Here is a 16,107-nt window from a genome sequence, read left to right as displayed (position 1 = left end):
GTTACTTCGTCTCCTCGGTGCGGGCGGTGGTGGCGTTGGTGACGGCGGGCACATCTTTTGCATCAGGCACAGCGCCGCCCAGCAGCAGATACAGGACGGCCATCCGGATGCTGACGCCGTTGGCGACCTGCTCGACGGCGGTGCAGCGGTCGGAGTCGGCGACCTCGGCGGTGATCTCCATGCCGCGGTTCATCGGTCCGGGGTGCATGACGATGGCGTGCTCGGGCATCCGGGCCATCCGGTCGCCGTCGAGGCCGTAGCGGCGTGAGTACTCGCGCTCGGTCGGGAAGAAGGCTGCGTTCATCCGCTCGCGCTGCACGCGCAGCATCATCACGGCGTCGGACTTCGGCAGCACGTCGTCGAGGTCGTACGAGACGTCGCACGGCCAGGTCTCGACGCCGACCGGTACCAGGGTGGGCGGTGCCACGAGGGTGACGTGGGCGCCGAGCGTGGTGAGCAGATGGACGTTGGACCGGGCGACGCGGCTGTGCAGGACGTCGCCGACGATCGTGATGCGGCGCCCTTCGAGGTCGCGCCCTATGCCGGCGTCCCGGCCGACGAGGCGGCGGCGCATGGTGAAGGCGTCGAGCAGGGCCTGGGTGGGGTGCTCGTGGGTGCCGTCGCCCGCGTTGACGACGGCTCCGTCGATCCAGCCGGAGTTCGCGAGCCGGTAGGGGGCGCCGGAGGCGTGGTGGCGGATGACGACGGCGTCGGCGCCCATCGCCTCCAGGGTGAGCGCGGTGTCCTTGAGGGACTCGCCCTTGGAGACGGACGAGCCCTTGGCCGAGAAGTTGATGACGTCGGCGGAGAGGCGCTTGGCGGCGGCCTCGAAGGAGATCCGGGTGCGGGTGGAGTCCTCGAAGAAGAGGTTGACGACGGTACGGCCGCGCAGGGTGGGCAGCTTCTTGATCGGCCGGTCGGCGACCCGGGCCATCTCCTCGGCGGTGTCGAGGATGAGGACGGCGTCTTCGCGGGTGAGGTCGGCGGCCGAGATGAGGTGGCGCTTCATCTGGGTGTGCTCCGGTGTGTGGCGGTTTGCGGGGCATGGGGGCGTGCAGGCACAGGCCCGTAGGACTTCGGTTTCGGGCCTCGGGTCCGGCTTCGGCCTCGGCCTCGGCTCAGGCTTTCGGCTTCGGCTGCCGGTGCCGCGGCATCGGGAAGGCCGTACGGGGTGCTACTGCTCGCCGGCCGGGGCGGTCTCGCGCACACCGAGCAGCACGGTGTCGCGACCGTCCTCCTCGGCGAGCTGGACCTTGACCGTCTCCCGCAACGACGTGGGGAGGTTCTTGCCGACGTAGTCGGCGCGGATGGGCAGTTCACGGTGGCCGCGGTCGACGAGGACCGCGAGCTGGACGGCGCGCGGGCGGCCGATGTCGTTCAGCGCGTCGAGTGCGGCGCGGATGGTGCGGCCGGAGAAGAGCACGTCGTCGACGAGGACGACCAGACGGCCGTCGATGCCGTCGGCGGGAATGTCCGTGCGCGCGAGCGCGCGGGCAGGACGGAGCCGCAGGTCGTCGCGGTACATGGTGATGTCGAGGGAGCCGACCGGGATCGTGCGGCCGGTGATCTCCGCGAGCTTGTCGGCGAGCCTGCGGGCAAGATAGACCCCGCGTGTCGGGATGCCGAGGAGCACCACGTCCTCGGCGCCCTTCGCGCGCTCGACGATCTCGTGGGCGATGCGGGTCAGTACCCGCGCGATGTCGGGGGCCTCAAGAACGGGGCGCGCCGCATCGGGGCTGTGTGTGTCCATACGAAACGGACCTCCTTCTCCGCCTCACGGGACGGACCTTAAAGGACGTCGGATTTGCGCCGTCCACGCTACCAGGGTTCAGCCCGGCCCCTGGTCACACCCTCGGGAGGGTCGTACGGACCATTCGGCTTGACGCAGCCAAGTAACGCTGCGTAACCTCACAGTGAGTGACCAGCCGCGCGGCCGAGCCGCACGTCGATACAGTGTCCGGGGAGCTATATGTCCAGCGAATACGCAAAGCAGCTCGGGGCCAAGCTCCGCGCCATCCGCACCCAGCAGGGGCTGTCTCTCCACGGGGTGGAGGAGAAGTCCCAGGGCCGCTGGAAGGCCGTCGTCGTCGGGTCGTACGAGCGAGGGGACCGTGCGGTGACCGTGCAGCGTCTTGCCGAGCTGGCCGATTTCTACGGGGTCCCGGTCCAGGAGCTTCTCCCGGGCACCACGCCCGGCGGCGCCGCAGAGCCGCCGCCCAAGCTCGTCCTCGACCTTGAGCGCCTCGCCCATGTCCCCGCCGAGAAGGCCGGTCCGCTGCAGCGTTACGCGGCGACGATCCAGAGCCAGCGCGGTGACTACAACGGCAAGGTGCTCTCGATCCGCCAGGACGACCTGCGCACGCTCGCCGTCATCTACGACCAGTCGCCCTCGGTCCTGACCGAGCAGCTGATCAGCTGGGGCGTGCTGGACGCGGACGCACGGCGTGCAGTCGCGCACGAAGAGGGCTGACGCCACACCTGCAGAAACGTGCCGCCGGGCCGGGGGAAGCAGCGCTTCCACCGGCCCGCGGCCGTTTCGGGGTGCTGACGCCTTCAACCCGTCCGGCGCCTCGAACCCATGCCCCGGCCACCGGGGACCTGCAGCCCGTCCGGCGTTCGAGGACGGGCGCCCGGGCCCACCGAACGCGGGTGGCACGCTTCCCCGCCCGCAGCGGCGTGCGCGGCGCAACAGGCCGACCCACGCGCACCGGGCACGCGGACAACGGCCGAAGGCCCGCAGCGCATTCGCTGCGGGCCTTCGTGGCTGAGCGGCCGAGGCGCGAGCCTAGGCGCCGGCGTCGCGACGCAGGCTCGGCTTGAGGTCCTTGAAGCGGCCCAGCAGGCCGTTCACGAAGGACGGGGAGTCGTCCGTGGAGAACTCCTTGGCGAGCTGCACCGCCTCGTCGATCACCACCGCGTCCGGGGTCTCGTCCACCCACACCAGCTCGTATGCGCCGAGCCGCAGGATGTTGCGGTCGACGACGGGCATCCGGTCGAGCGTCCAGCCGACCGCGTAGGTGGCGATGAGCTCGTCGATCCGGGCCGCGTGCTTCGCGTACCCCTCGACCAGCTCCATCGTGTACTCACCGACCGGCGGCTGACGGTCGTCGGTCCGCGCGTGCCGGATCCAGTCGGCGAGGACCGTCTGCACGGACGCCCCGCGCTGGTCGGCCTCGAACAGGATCTGGAAGGCGCGCTTGCGGGCCTTGTTGCGAGCAGCCACGGTTAGCTGTTCACCCGGCCGAGGTAGTCGCCGGAACGGGTGTCGACCTTGATCTTCTCACCGGTGGTGATGAAGAGCGGGACCTGAATGGTGTAACCGGTCTCCAGGGTGGCGGGCTTGGTGCCACCGGTGGAGCGGTCGCCCTGGACGCCCGGCTCGGTCTCCTGGATGACCAGCTCGACGGCGGCCGGGAGCTCGACGTAGAGCACCTCGCCCTCGTGCGTGGCCACGGTGGCGGTGAAGCCCTCGATGAGGAAGTTCGCGGCGTCACCGACGGCGGTGCGGGAGACGTGCAGCTGGTCGTACGTCTGCATGTCCATGAAGACGAAGTAATCGCCGTCCATGTACGAGAACTGCATGTCGCGGCGGTCGACGGTGGCCGTCTCGACCTTCACGCCGGCGTTGAACGTCTTGTCGACGATCTTGCCGGACAGCACGTTCTTGAGCTTGGTGCGCACGAAGGCCGGGCCCTTGCCGGGCTTGACGTGCTGGAACTCGACGACGGACCAGAGCTGGTCGTTGTCGAGCTTGAGCACCATGCCGTTCTTGAGGTCGTTCGTGGTGGCCACGGTTGCGGAATCTCCTGGACTGACGCTGGTGGACGACCAGGGAGTGCGAAAGTGCACGCTGCGCGCTAGAGCGCGAGCAGCTCCTTGGTCGTGATGGTGAGTAGCTCGGGTCCGCCGTCCGCCTCCTGGCGCACGACGAGCGTGTCATCGATCCGGACCCCGCCCCGGCCCGGGAGGTGGACCCCCGGTTCGACGGTGACCGGCACACAAGCGTCCAGTTTACCCATGGCGGCAGGCGACAGCTGCGGGTCCTCGTCGATTTCGAGCCCGACACCGTGCCCGGTCGAGGGCGCGAGGCCGTCGCCGTGGCCGGCGGCGTCGAGCACCTGACGGGCGGCGCGGTCGACCTCGCGGTACTCGGTGCCGGGCGCGAGGGCTTCGCGGCCGGCCCGCTGAGCGGCGAAGACGACGTCGTACAGCTCGATCTGCCAGTCGGCAGGGGTGGTTCCGATGACGAACGTACGGGCGATCTCGCAGCGGTAGCCGCGGTAGTTCGCGCCGAGACAGACGGCGAGGAAATCGCCTTCCTCCACCCGGCGGTCGGAGGGGCGGTGCCCGCCGAGTCCGGCGTTGGGGCCGGTGGCGACGGAGGTGCGGAAGGCGGGGCCGTCGGCCCCGTGGTCGACGAGCCGGCGCTCCAGCTCCAGGGCGAGGTGTCGCTCGGTGCGGCCGACGAGGATGGATTCGAGCAGTTCACCGAGGGCCTGGTCGGTGATCTCGGCGGCGATGCGGATGCAGGCGATCTCGTCCTCGTCCTTGACCATCCGCTGCTGCTCCACGGCGCCGTCGAGGTCGCAGAAGCGCAGGTGCGGGGCGACCGAGCCGAGGGCGCGGTGGCGGGCGACGGTGAGATGGTGCTCCTCTACGGCGAGGGACTCGGCCCCGGCGGCCCCGGCGGCCTGGGCGGCGGCGACGGCCGCGTCGCCTCCGTGGTTGGGCAGCACGGTCTGGCGCAGCCGTTCGTCGATCCTGCCGTGAGCGGGATCACCGGTGGGCGCGCTGGGGCAGAGCAGGGTGTCGGCGGCGGGCCCTCCGGGGCCCAGCAGCAGTACGGCACCCGGCGGCGCAGCGCCCGCGAGATAGCGGACGTTTGCGGGTCGGGACACCAGGGCCGCTGAGCTGCCGACGGCCGCGAAGCGGTCCCGCAGCAGCCCGCGCCGGGCTGCGAACACCTCGGACATGACACGAGCCTAAGAGCGTCGAGCCGATTCGGCCGGTCGAGCGCGTCCGTGTGGGGTGGGGGCGCCGCCCCCGGCCCCTGCTGGGGCTCCGCCCCGGCCCCGTTCGCCGGGGCGCTACCCCCGAACCCCGGATGCCGGGTGGCCTGCGCCCGGACCCCGCGGCTCGGCCCCGCCCCCGGGTGCCGAGCCGCAGGCGAGGCCCCGAGGCGTGGCCCGATGCCGTCCGCCGGGCCGGGGTGTCCGTCCTCAAGCGCCGGACAGGGTGGAAAGGCGTCCGATCCCAGGCGCCGGACGGGCCGGGTCCGTGGTCGGCGCCGGGCGGACGAGTAGGCCCTCCGGCGATCGAGGGCCACGCCCACACGGCGTTGGGGGTCAGCGGAGGCGGAGAACCCGCCTACCAGGCCGGCGGGCTTGCGATCGAGCGGGCAAGGACCTCGTCGAGGATCCGGGCCGTGGTCTCGACGTCGTACTTGGAGTTGTCGATGATCGGGAGGCCCGAGCCGTACCAGCCGGCCATACGGCCGTGGATGCTGGCGACCTCCTCGTCGGAGAGGCGGCGGTTGCCGCTGCGCTCCGCGTTCCGCTCGAGGACGATCTCGAGGCCGGGGAGGAGGACGACCGGCAGCAGTCCGGGGCCCACATGGCGTTTCCACCCGCCGAGGCCGACGACCGGACGGTCCGGGAAGACCGCGTCGTCGAGGATGCAGGAGATGCCGTTGGCCAGGAAGTTGCGGGCGGCGAATCCGCAGGTGCGGCGGGCGAGGCGGTACTGGGCCTCGGACTGGTCGTTCCAGCCGGACTGAGGGTCGGCGAAGCCGGAGCAGACCCATTCGCGGACGTCGTCGAGGCTGATGTGCGCGGTGGGGACACGGCGGCCGGCGGCCCAGTGGCGGGCCACGGTCGTCTTGCCCGCGCCGGCCGGGCCGATGAGGAGCACCGCGAGCGTGGCGGTGCCGGTGCCGCTCTCGACGGGGGGCGTGGGGGTCGCCCCGGGCGAAGCCATGGCGGAGGGTAGGGGAACCGGTCCGCCCGGGGGCAGTGGCACATGCCCTGTGGTGTCACGGGACGGTGGCACGGCGGCGTGGTGCGGGGCAGGACCGGTCCAGCCGGGAGCGGGCGGGCGGCCCTGCGGCGGCGGGGGCGGCGGGACGGGGTGCTGGGCCTGGTGCTCCCACCCGGCCGCCGGTCCGTGCCCGGGTCCCTGGGGCGGCAGCGGACCCCCCACTCCGTGCTGCATCCGGTGCCACTCCGTCTCGTACGACTACGACTTCACGCTGGTCGGGCGGCAGTTGACCCGCCCGTACCGAACGGTACCCTCCCCGGCCTCCGCAGTGGGAACGGCCGGGGCCGGTACGAAGTGCCCCGTCGAGGCCTGCTCAGCCGTCGAGTTCTTCGGCGAGCGCCCGCAGGGCCAGCCGGTACGAGCCGATCCCGAAGCCCGCGACCGTTCCGGAGGCGACAGCCGCGACCACCGAAGTGTGGCGGAATTCCTCCCGTGCGTACGGATTCGAGATGTGCACCTCGATGAGCGGCGCGGTCCGCTGGGCCGCCGCGTCGCGCATCGCGTACGAGTAGTGCGTGAACGCACCGGGGTTGAGAACGACCGGTACGGAACCGTCCGCCGCCTCGTGGAGCCAGCGGACCATCTCTCCCTCGTCGTTCGTCTCGCGGACGTCGACGTCGAAGCCGAGCTCCTTGCCCAGCGACCGGCAGGCGTCCACCAGCCCGGCGTACGACGTGGCGCCGTACACATCGGGCTCCCGCGAGCCGAGCCGCCCGAGGTTCGGCCCGTTCAGGACGAGGACACGACGGCTCATGCGGACACCTCACCGAACGCGGCGAGCAGGACCGCGGGGTCCGGGCCCTCCAGCACCGTCGGCTTGGCCAGGCCGTCGAGGACGATGAAGCGCAGCAGATCGCCGCGGGACTTCTTGTCGACCTTCATGGTCTCGAGCAGCTTCGGCCACTGGTCGCCGCGGTACGTCAGCGGCAGCCCGACGGACTCCAGGACCGTGCGGTGCCGCTCGGCCGTCGCATCGTCCAACCGACCGGCGAGCCGCCCGAGTTCGGCGGCGAAGACCATGCCGACGGAGACGGCCGCGCCGTGCCGCCACTTGTAGCGCTCGTTCTTCTCGATGGCGTGCGCCAGCGTGTGGCCGTAGTTGAGGATCTCGCGCAGGCCGGACTCCTTGAGGTCGCTCGACACGACCTCGGCCTTGACCCGGATGGAGCGCTCGATCAGCTCGGCGGTGTGCGGCCCGGACGGGGTGCGCGCGCCCTCCGGGTCCGCCTCGACGAGGTCGAGGATCGCCGGGTCGGCGATGAAGCCGGCCTTGATGATCTCGGCCATGCCGCTGACGTAGTCGTGCACCGGGAGGGAGTCCAGCGCGCCGAGGTCGCACAGCACGCCGGCCGGCGGGTGGAAGGCGCCGACGAGGTTCTTGCCCTCGGCGGTGTTGATGCCGGTCTTGCCGCCGACGGCCGCGTCGACCATGGCGAGGACCGTGGTCGGGACCGCGATCCAGCGCACTCCGCGCAGCCACGTCGCCGCGACGAACCCGGCGAGGTCGGTGGTCGCCCCGCCGCCGACGCCGACGATGACGTCGGTGCGGGTGAAGCCGGTCTGGCCGAGCGCCTTCCAGCAGTACGCCGCGACCTCGACGGTCTTGGCCTCCTCGGCGTTCGGCACCTGGATGGCGACGGCCTCGTACCCCTGGTCGGCGAGGTCCTGGCGGACCGCGTCACCGGTCTCGGCGAGCGCTTCGGGGTGGATGACGGCGACGCGCTTGGCCCTGGGGCCGATCAGCCCGGGGAGCTCGCCCAGCAACTGCCGGCCGACGAGCACCTCGTACGGGTCGGTGCCCGCGGTGCCGGCGACCGCGATACGGGTGACTGCCTGCTCGGTCATGCGTCCTTCACTTCGAGTGCGTCGAGGACCGCCTGCGCGACCTCATCGGGGGTGCGGTCGTCGGTGGCCACGACGGCCCGGGCGACTTCGGTGTACAGATGGCGGCGAGCCTCCATCAGCTCGCGCCACTGCCTGCGCGGGTTGACGGCGAGCAGCGGGCGGGCAACGCCGAGGCCGGTGCGCTTGACAGCCTCCTCGACGTCCATCGAGAGATAGACGACGGGCAGTCCGGACAGCAGTTCGCGGGTGCCCTCGTCGAGGATCGCTCCACCGCCGAGGGCGAGGACGCCCGTGTGCTCGGCGAGAGCGGCCCGTACCGCCGCGCGCTCCAGCTCGCGAAAGTGCGGCTCGCCGTCCTCGATGAAGATGTCCGAGATCTCCCGGCCCTGGGCGGCGACGATGTCGGCATCAGTGTCCCGGTAGCCGGCGCCGAGGCGCTGGGCGAGCAGGGCGCCGACGGTGGACTTGCCGACGCCCATCGGCCCGATCAGTACGACCTGTGGCCCGGCGGCCTCGTGCGCTCCGCTCACCGGATGGCCAGGTTCTCGAGGTACGACCGCACATTGCGGCGGGTCTCCGCGACGCTGTCGCCGCCGAACTTCTCGGCGACCGCGTCGGCGAGGACGAGCGCGACCATGGCCTCTGCGACGATGCCGGCGGCGGGCACGGCGCAGACGTCGGAGCGCTGGTGGTGCGCGGCGGCGGCCTCGCCGGTGGCGACGTCGACGGTCCTCAGGGCCCGCGGCACGGTCGCGATCGGCTTCATCGCGGCTCGTACGCGCAGCAGTTCACCGGTGGTGAGTCCGCCCTCGGTGCCGCCGGAGCGGCCGGAGGTGCGCTTGATGCCGTCTTCGGTGACGACGATCTCGTCATGGGCCTGGGAGCCGGGGACGCGGGCGAGCTCGAAGCCGTCGCCGACCTCGACGCCCTTGATGGCCTGGATGCCCATGAGGGCGGCGGCGAGCCGCGCATCGAGGCGGCGGTCCCAGTGGACGTGCGACCCGAGGCCGACGGGTACGCCGTACGCGAGCACCTCGACGACGCCGCCGAGCGTGTCGCCGTCCTTGTGGGCCTGGTCGATCTCGGCGACCATCGCCTTCGACGCGTCGGCGTCGAAGCAGCGGACCGGGTCGGCGTCGAGCTTCTCGACATCGGCCGGGGTCGGGTACACGCCGTACGGGGCCTTGGCCGCGGCCAGCTCCACGACGTGGGAGACGATCTCGATGCCCGCGGTCTCCTTGAGGTAGGAGCGGGCGACCGTGCCGAGGGCGACGCGTGCGGCGGTCTCGCGGGCGCTGGCGCGCTCCAGGATGGGCCGTGCCTCGTCGAAGCCGTACTTCTGCATGCCGGCGAGGTCGGCGTGGCCGGGCCTGGGGCGGGTCAGCGGGGCGTTGCGCGCCAGCTCGGCGAGCTCGGCAGGGTCGACGGGGTCGGCCGCCATGACCTTCTCCCACTTCGGCCACTCGGTGTTACCGACCATGATCGCGACGGGCGAGCCCAGGGTGAGGCCGTGGCGCACACCGCCCAGGAACGTGACCTCGTCACGCTCGAACTTCATCCGCGCACCGCGTCCATAGCCGAGGCGCCGCCGGGCGAGGTGGTCCGCCACCATCTCCGTGGTGACCGGGACACCGGCGGGAAGACCCTCCAGCGTCGCCACCAGTGCGGGTCCGTGCGACTCCCCCGCGGTCAGCCAGCGCAACCTGCTCAACGGTGCTCCTCATGCTCGCGCCTGGAATTGGGACAGCGCGACCGGGTGCGCGGCCCTGGCCCGCCACCCCCGATCCTCCCACGTCCGGAGCGGTCGCCTGATCGCGGTCCAGCTATCGGACGTCCGCGTCCCCGGCGGACCCGGCGCCTCCGCCGGTCCGCGCGGCGCGAACCACGCCCAGCAGCCACCGGGCGCCCACCGCCGCAAGGGCCAGCAGGCCGAGCACGGCGATCGTGTGCTCCAGCCAGTCGGGCAGCATCCCAAGGGCCAGGTGGAGGAGGCCTTTGCCCCAGTCGGCGGCGAGCTGCGGCCCGGCAGTGGGCGCGCTCATCGTTCGCTCAGGGCCTGCTCGCCCGCCGCCCGCATCGCGGCGAGCGGGGCGGGGGTGCGGCCGGTCATCAGTTCCACCTGCAGCACGGCCTGGTGGACCAGCAGGTCGAGGCCGCCGACGACGGCTCCGCCCTCCTCGGCCCAGGCAGCGGCGAGCGGGGTGGGCCAGGGGTCGTACAGCACGTCGAAGAGCGTGCCCGGCCGCTCCGGTACGTACGGCACGAGGGCGTCCGTCGCTCCGGCGGGGGTGGTGGCGACGACGAGCGGGGCGTCGAAGGCGTGCGCCGCCTCCGCCCAGTCGGCGGTGTGCACCTCGACGCCGAGCCGCTCGCCCCAGCCGCGCATCTCGTCGGCGCGGGTGTGCGTCCGTACGTACGCGGTCACCGGGCCGGTGCAGATCCTCGCCAGTGCGGCGAGCGCGGAGGAGGCGGTCGCTCCCGCGCCGAGTACGGCGGCGTACTCCACCTTGTCCACGCCGCGCTCGCGCAGGGCGGCGATCATGCCGGGGATGTCGGTGTTGTCGCCCGTGCGGCGGCCGTCCTCGGTGATCACGACCGTGTTCACGGCCTCGACGGAGGCCGCGGTGTCGCTGATCCCGTCGAGCAGCGGGATGATCGCCCGCTTGAGCGGCATGGTCAGGGACAGCCCGGCCCAGGAGGAGTCGAGCCCCTCCATGAAGCCGGGCAGCTCCGCCTCGTTCACCTCGAAGCGCTCGTACGACCAGTGGCCGAGACCGAGCGCCTCGTATGCGGCGCGGTGCAGCACCGGGGAGAGCGAGTGCGCGATGGGCGATCCGAGGACCGCGGCCCTGCGTGCCTCAGTCGATGCCCTGCTGTTCATTGAACTTGTCCTTCAGCCTCTGGAATTCGGCGTGCGTCTTGGCGAATTCCGTCTTGTGCTTGCCGTCGGTCGCGACGAAGTAGAGCCAGCCGTCCTTCGTCGGGGTCTGGGCCGCCTGCAGGGCCAGCTGGCCCGGGTTGCCGATGGGCCCGGGGGTGAGGCCCTTCTGCGTGTACGTGTTGTACGGGTCCTTGTTGCCGTTGATCTCGGACTCGCTGATCTCGATCTTGCTCTGGCCCTTCAGATAATTGAAGGTCGAGTCGAACTGGAGCAGCTGGTTCGTCTCCGTGTTGGTGGGCTTGAGTCGGTTGTAGACGACTTCGGCCATCTTGCGGAAGTCGTCCTTCGACTTGCCCTCCGCCTGCACCAGGCTCGCGACCGTGATCAGCTGCCAAGGCCCTTCGAGACCGAGCTTCTTGGCCTGCGCGTCGAGATCGGTCTTGTTGTACTCCTGGTTCGCCCGGGCGACCATCTTCTTGAGGACGTCCTCGGGCTTGGTGCCCTTGGCGACCGGGTAGGCGGCCGGGAAGAGGAAACCTTCCAGCGGGTCCTTGACGTCCGGGTGGCCGGTCGCCCAGTCGGGCAGGCCGAGACTCTTCGCCTTTTCCTTCGCGACCTTCGCGGTCGTGCCCTCGTCGAGTTGGAGCCGGGTGTCGATCTGCTCGTAGACCCAGGCATTCCGCTTGCCTTCGGGAATGATCAGGGAATTGCGGCTCGCGGGATTGAGCATGGCCTCGACGGCATTCGCCGCCGACATTCCCTTTTTGAGGATGTAGACGCCCGCCTGGATCTTCTTCCCGTCGGGGTTCTTCTCCTGGGCGGCGACAAAGGCGTCGACGCTCTTCACGACACCCGCCGCCTTGAGGGCGTTGCCGATGGTGGCGCCGGTCGCGCCCTGCGGGATCTCGACCTGGACACTGCCACTGCCCTCACCCGTGAAGTCGGGCGCCGCGCCGAAACGGTCCTGCCAGAACTGGTAACCGACATAGCCGAGGCCGCCGACACCGCCCACCAGGACCACGGCGACGACGAGGCAGGCGAAGCCGTTGCGGCCCTTCTTCTGCTTCTTGGACGAACCGCGGCCGTCACGGCCCCCGCCGCGGCGGGATCCACCCGGTTCGTCGTCGTAGTCGGAGTCGTCGTCCGGGCCGTCCTCACCGGTGAAGAAGGGGTGGGTCTCCTCCTCCTGCTCCGTCTCCCACGCGGCCTCGGGCTCCCTGGCCGGTGCCCTGCGGCGGCCGGGCGGCTGGGGCGGCGGGTACGCCTCGGGAGTGCTGTAGGGGTCGGGGGCCTGGCCGTAGGGCGCGCCCTGCACGGGCTCGTACGGCATCGCGGCATGCTGCCCGGTGTCCCAGCCCCCGGCGCCGTACTGCTGGTCGCCGTACTGCTGGGGGCCGCTGTACTGCTGGGGGCCGCCGTAGGGCTGCTGCTGGCCGTGGCCGTACTGCTGCGGGCCGGCGTAGCCCTGGGTGCCGCCGCCGTACTGCTGGTTCTGGTCACCGTACGGCTGCTGGTAGGGGTCCTGGTACGGGTCCTGGTACCCGCCGCCGTACTGCTGCGGCTGGTGCGGCTGCGGCTGCTGACCGGGATACGGCTGCTGGGGCTGCTGGGGCTGCGGCTGCTGGGCACCGTACGGCTCGGCATGGCCGCCCGGGCCCTGCTGACCTCTCCATCCCTGGTCCCCGTACAACGGGTCCTCGGGATGCCACGGTTCGGAGCCGGAGCCCCGGCCATAATCAGTCATCGATCCCCAAACAGCCGCGAGGGGACCGGACGGTCCGCCTCTACGTCGTGCGGCAGCTGTTCGAACGCCGCCGCATCGCGCGGAACGTTACCGTATCGCGATCAGATGACCACTTCGACGCTCTCGCCGGGCGGATTACCCGATACCCGTTCGGTCTCAAGAGCATTCTGAAGGATGATCACAGCGGCCGCCTGATCGATGACGGACCGGCCCTTCTTGGACTTCACGCCCGACGCCCGGAGCCCCTGACCAGCCGTCACTGTGGTCATCCTCTCGTCCACGAGCCGCACCGGCACCGGGGCGATGCCGCGTGCCAGCTCCTGGGCGAAGGCCCGCACCTTGACCGCCGCCGGGCCCTCGCCACCGCTGAGCGAGCGGGGCAGGCCGACGACGACCTCGAGCGGTTCGTACTCCTCGACGAGCTGTCGCAGCCGTCGGTGGGCGGCCGGGACGTCACGTCCCGGCACGGTCTCCACCGGGGTGGCGAGGACCCCGTCGGGGTCGCACGAGGCGACCCCGATCCGGGCGTCCCCGACGTCGATCGAGAGACGACGTCCTCTTCGCATCGCGATCAGGCCGTCTCGGCGACCAGGCGCTCGACGGCGTCGATGGCGTCGCCGATCGCGGCCGGGTTCTGACCGCCACCCTGGGCGACGTCCGGCTTGCCGCCACCGCCGCCGCCGAGGGTCTTGGCGGCCGTACGCACCAGCTCGCCGGCCTTGAGGCCGCGCTCACGGGCGGCCTCGTTGGTGGCGATGACGGTCAGCGGGCGGCCGCCCGCCGTGGTGAAAAGCGCCACAACGGCCGGGCGGTCGCCCGGGATGCGGCCGCGGACGTCGAGGACCAGCTTGCGCAGGTCGTCGGCGGACGTGCCGTCCGGGACCTGGCCGGTGACCAGGGCCGTGCCCCGGACGTCCTTGGCGGACTCGACGAGCCCGGCGGCGGCCTGGAGGACCTTCTCCGCGCGGAACTTCTCGATCTCCTTCTCGGCGTCCTTGAGCTTGCCGAGCACGGTGGCGATCTTCTCCGGCAGTTCCTCGGGGCGACCCTTGACCAGCTCCTGGAGCTGGGCGACGACCGTGTGCTCCCTGGCCAGGAAGTTGTACGCGTCGACGCCGACGAGGGCCTCGATACGGCGCACGCCCGAGCCGATCGACGACTCGCCGAGCAGCTTCACCAGACCCAGCTGGGCGGTGTTGTGCACGTGCGTACCGCCGCAGAGCTCCTTGGAGAAGTCGCCGATGGTGACGACACGGACCCGCTCGCCGTACTTCTCGCCGAACTCGGCGATGGCGCCCTGCTTCTTGGCCTCGTCGATGCTCATGATCTCGGCCTGGACGTCGAGCTCACGGGCGAGCACCTCGTTGATCTTCTGCTCGACGTCGGTGAGGACCGTGCCGGGGACGGCGGACGGCGAGCCGAAGTCGAAGCGGAAGCGGCCGGGCGAGTTCTCGGAACCGGCCTGGGCGGCCGTCGGGCCGAGGGCGTCGCGCAGCGCCTGGTGCGTGAGGTGCGTGGCACTGTGGGCGCGGGCGATGGCACGGCGGCGCCTGACGTCGATGGCGGCGTAGGCGGAGGCGCCCACGGTCACCTCGCCGACCTGCACCGAGCCCTTGTGCACGGAGACGCCGGGTACGGGCTGCTGCACGTCGCGGATCTCGATGACGGCGCCGGTGTCGAGCTTGATCCGGCCCTGGTCGGCAAGCTGGCCGCCGCCCTCGGCGTAGAACGGGGTGCGGTCGAGGACGACCTCGACCTCGTCGCCCTCGGAGGCGGCGGGCGACGGGACGCCGTCGACGAGCAGGCCGACGATGGTCGACTCGCCCTCGTTGTTGGCGTAGCCCGTGAACTCGGTGGAGCCGGCGGTGTCGGCGACCTCGCGGTAGGCGGACAGGTCGGCGTGGCCGGTCTTCTTGGCCTTGGCGTCGGCCTTGGCGCGCTCCCGCTGCTCCTTCATCAGGCGGCGGAAGCCGTCCTCGTCCACGGTCAGGCCCTGCTCGGCGGCCATCTCGAGGGTGAGGTCGATGGGGAAGCCCCAGGTGTCGTGGAGCAGGAAGGCCTTGTCACCGGAGAGCACCTTGGAGCCGGCGCTCCTGGCCTCGGTGACGGCACCGTCCAGCACGTTCGTACCGGCGTTCAGCGTCTTGAGGAAGCGGGCCTCCTCGGCGAGGGCGACCGTCTCGATGCGCTTGCGGTCGGTCTCCAGCTCCGGGTACTGCTGGCCCATGGTCTTGATGACCACGTCGATGAGCGCACCGACGACCGGCTCCGTGGCGCCGAGCAGCCGCATGTTGCGGATGGCCCGGCGCATGATGCGGCGCAGGACGTAGCCGCGGCCCTCGTTGCCGGGGGTGACGCCGTCGCCGATGAGCATCACGGACGTCCGGATGTGGTCGGCGACCACGCGCATCGAGACGTCCGAGGCGTGGTCGGCGCCGTAGCGCACGCCGGTGAGCTCGGTGGCCTTGTCCATGACGACGCGCAGGGTGTCGGTCTCGTACATGTTCTGCACGCCCTGCAGGATCATGGCGAGGCGCTCGAGGCCGAGACCGGTGTCGATGTTCTTGCTCGGCAGGTCGCCGAGGATCTCGAAGTCCTCCTTGCCGGAGCCCTCGCCGCGCTCGTACTGCATGAAGACCAGGTTCCAGATCTCCACGTAGCGCTCGTCGTTGACGGCGGGGCCGCCCTCGGGGCCGAACTCGGGGCCGCGGTCGTAGTTGATCTCCGAGCAGGGGCCGCAGGGGCCGGGGACGCCCATGGACCAGAAGTTGTCCTTCTTGCCGAGGCGCTGGATGCGCTCGGCGGGGACGCCGATGACCTCGCGCCAGATGCGCTCGGCCTCGTCGTCGTCGAGGTAGACGGTGATCCAGAGCTTCTCCGGCTCCAGCCCGTAGCCGCCGTCCGCCACCGGGGCGGTGAGCAGCTCCCAGGCGAGCTTGATGGCGCCTTCCTTGAAGTAGTCGCCGAAGGAGAAGTTGCCGCACATCTGGAAGAACGTGCCGTGGCGGGTGGTCTTGCCGACCTCTTCGATGTCGGGCGTACGCACACACTTCTGCACGCTGGTGGCGCGCGGAGCGGGCGGCTTGACCTCGCCGAGGAAGTACGGCTTGAAGGGAACCATGCCCGCGTTGACCAGCAGCAGAGTCGGGTCGTCCGCGATGAGCGACGCCGAAGGCACGACGGTGTGCCCGCGCTCCTCGAAGAAGCTCAGCCAGCGGCGGCGGATTTCAGCCGACTCCATCAGTGGTCCTCATTCCGGTTGTACGAGTGCTTCTTGTCAAGCATCCCGTAGTGCTTCTCGTCCTGCTTCTGGTTTTCGCGTCGGCTTTCGAGGGCGGTCAGGCCCCGCTGCGGGGGCAGCCCGTGGTGTGCGGTTGCCTCGATGCCGAGTGCCTCGCCGAGCTCGGCCTCTCGCTGGACCATCCCGGCCCGGACATCGAGGGCGAAGTCCTTGAGGCGGTGCCCGGTCTCGATCGCCTTGTTGGCGGCCTGGGCGGCCAGGCTCTCGGGGGTCAGCTGCCTGAGCTTGCGGTTGACCTTGGTGGTGGCCCACACACCGGCGGCGGCGCCTGCGGTGAACCAGAACGCACGACGGAACATC

The 16,107-nt window shown here is 71.1% G+C and carries 17 protein-coding genes; 1 reads left to right on the top strand and 16 read right to left on the bottom strand.

Features of this window, described 5'->3' with window-relative positions; genetic code table 11:
• Position 1: 1 nt before the first annotated feature.
• Together ACWCXB_RS16140 and pyrR are read right to left on the bottom strand one after the other, a co-directional pair.
• Positions 2-1,009 carry an aspartate carbamoyltransferase catalytic subunit gene (locus tag ACWCXB_RS16140; protein ID WP_450723219.1) on the bottom strand — a complete coding sequence of 336 codons (1,008 nt, stop codon included), beginning with the start codon at positions 1,007-1,009 and terminating at the stop codon, positions 2-4.
• 165 nt (positions 1,010-1,174) lie between these two features.
• The gene (gene pyrR / locus ACWCXB_RS16135) at positions 1,175-1,750 is read right to left on the bottom strand and encodes a bifunctional pyr operon transcriptional regulator/uracil phosphoribosyltransferase PyrR (protein WP_450723217.1); all 576 of its coding nucleotides are present in this window, start codon (positions 1,748-1,750) and stop codon (positions 1,175-1,177) included.
• A 219-nt stretch (positions 1,751-1,969) separates the two neighbouring features.
• Here pyrR and bldD point away from each other — a divergent pair, with 219 nt between their 5' ends.
• The gene (gene bldD / locus ACWCXB_RS16130) at positions 1,970-2,470 is read left to right on the top strand and encodes a transcriptional regulator BldD (protein ID WP_017945577.1); all 501 of its coding nucleotides are present in this window, start codon (positions 1,970-1,972) and stop codon (positions 2,468-2,470) included.
• A 315-nt stretch (positions 2,471-2,785) separates the two neighbouring features.
• Here the strand turns inward: bldD and nusB are convergent, their stop codons facing one another.
• The 14 genes from nusB to ACWCXB_RS16060 form a co-directional block, all read right to left on the bottom strand.
• Entirely contained in the window at positions 2,786-3,223 is a 438-nt protein-coding gene (gene nusB / locus ACWCXB_RS16125; protein ID WP_450723216.1) for a transcription antitermination factor NusB, read from the bottom strand.
• 2 nt (positions 3,224-3,225) lie between these two features.
• A complete protein-coding gene (efp, locus tag ACWCXB_RS16120; protein WP_450723214.1) occupies positions 3,226-3,792 on the bottom strand; it encodes an elongation factor P in 567 nt (188 codons plus the stop codon).
• Positions 3,793-3,857: 65 nt separating this feature from the next.
• On the bottom strand, positions 3,858-4,973 hold the full coding sequence (locus ACWCXB_RS16115; RefSeq protein WP_450723212.1) for an aminopeptidase P family protein: 1,116 nt from the start codon (positions 4,971-4,973) through the stop codon (positions 3,858-3,860).
• 394 nt (positions 4,974-5,367) lie between these two features.
• Complete coding sequence (locus tag ACWCXB_RS16110) at positions 5,368-6,210, bottom strand: Pro-rich N-terminal domain-containing protein (protein WP_450723210.1); 843 nt, start codon at positions 6,208-6,210, stop codon at positions 5,368-5,370.
• Positions 6,211-6,349: 139 nt separating this feature from the next.
• Positions 6,350-6,790, bottom strand: a complete 441-nt coding sequence (aroQ, locus tag ACWCXB_RS16105) for a type II 3-dehydroquinate dehydratase (RefSeq protein ID WP_450723208.1) — start codon at positions 6,788-6,790, stop codon at positions 6,350-6,352.
• On the bottom strand, positions 6,787-7,881 hold the full coding sequence (aroB, locus tag ACWCXB_RS16100; RefSeq protein WP_450723206.1) for a 3-dehydroquinate synthase: 1,095 nt from the start codon (positions 7,879-7,881) through the stop codon (positions 6,787-6,789). Before aroB ends, aroQ begins: the two co-directional genes overlap by 4 nt.
• Positions 7,878-8,360 carry a shikimate kinase gene (locus ACWCXB_RS16095; protein WP_450723393.1) on the bottom strand — a complete coding sequence of 161 codons (483 nt, stop codon included), beginning with the start codon at positions 8,358-8,360 and terminating at the stop codon, positions 7,878-7,880. The genes aroB and ACWCXB_RS16095 overlap by 4 nt, the downstream gene beginning before the upstream one ends.
• Before the next feature lie 47 nt (positions 8,361-8,407).
• Entirely contained in the window at positions 8,408-9,592 is a 1,185-nt protein-coding gene (gene aroC, locus ACWCXB_RS16090; RefSeq protein WP_450723204.1) for a chorismate synthase, read from the bottom strand.
• Between the two features lie 112 nt (positions 9,593-9,704).
• On the bottom strand, positions 9,705-9,923 hold the full coding sequence (locus tag ACWCXB_RS16085) for a hypothetical protein (RefSeq protein WP_450723202.1): 219 nt from the start codon (positions 9,921-9,923) through the stop codon (positions 9,705-9,707).
• Entirely contained in the window at positions 9,920-10,762 is an 843-nt protein-coding gene (locus tag ACWCXB_RS16080; RefSeq protein WP_450723200.1) for a shikimate dehydrogenase, read from the bottom strand. Before ACWCXB_RS16080 ends, ACWCXB_RS16085 begins: the two co-directional genes overlap by 4 nt.
• Entirely contained in the window at positions 10,740-12,506 is a 1,767-nt protein-coding gene (gene mltG, locus ACWCXB_RS16075) for an endolytic transglycosylase MltG (protein WP_450723198.1), read from the bottom strand. The genes ACWCXB_RS16080 and mltG overlap by 23 nt, the downstream gene beginning before the upstream one ends.
• A gap of 101 nt (positions 12,507-12,607) precedes the next feature.
• Positions 12,608-13,072, bottom strand: coding sequence for a Holliday junction resolvase RuvX (gene ruvX, locus ACWCXB_RS16070; RefSeq protein WP_450723196.1), 465 nt, complete (start codon positions 13,070-13,072; stop codon positions 12,608-12,610).
• Positions 13,073-13,077: 5 nt separating this feature from the next.
• Positions 13,078-15,747: an alanine--tRNA ligase gene (gene alaS / locus ACWCXB_RS16065; RefSeq protein ID WP_450723194.1), complete on the bottom strand. Its 2,670-nt coding sequence runs from the start codon at positions 15,745-15,747 to the stop codon at positions 13,078-13,080.
• The gene (locus tag ACWCXB_RS16060) at positions 15,747-16,106 is read right to left on the bottom strand and encodes a DUF6167 family protein (protein WP_450723192.1); all 360 of its coding nucleotides are present in this window, start codon (positions 16,104-16,106) and stop codon (positions 15,747-15,749) included. The genes alaS and ACWCXB_RS16060 overlap by 1 nt, the downstream gene beginning before the upstream one ends.
• Between the last annotated feature and the right edge of the window lies 1 nt (position 16,107).

Source organism: Streptomyces sp. NPDC001514, assembly GCF_053597075.1.
This window is presented reverse-complemented; position numbering and strand designations above follow the sequence as displayed.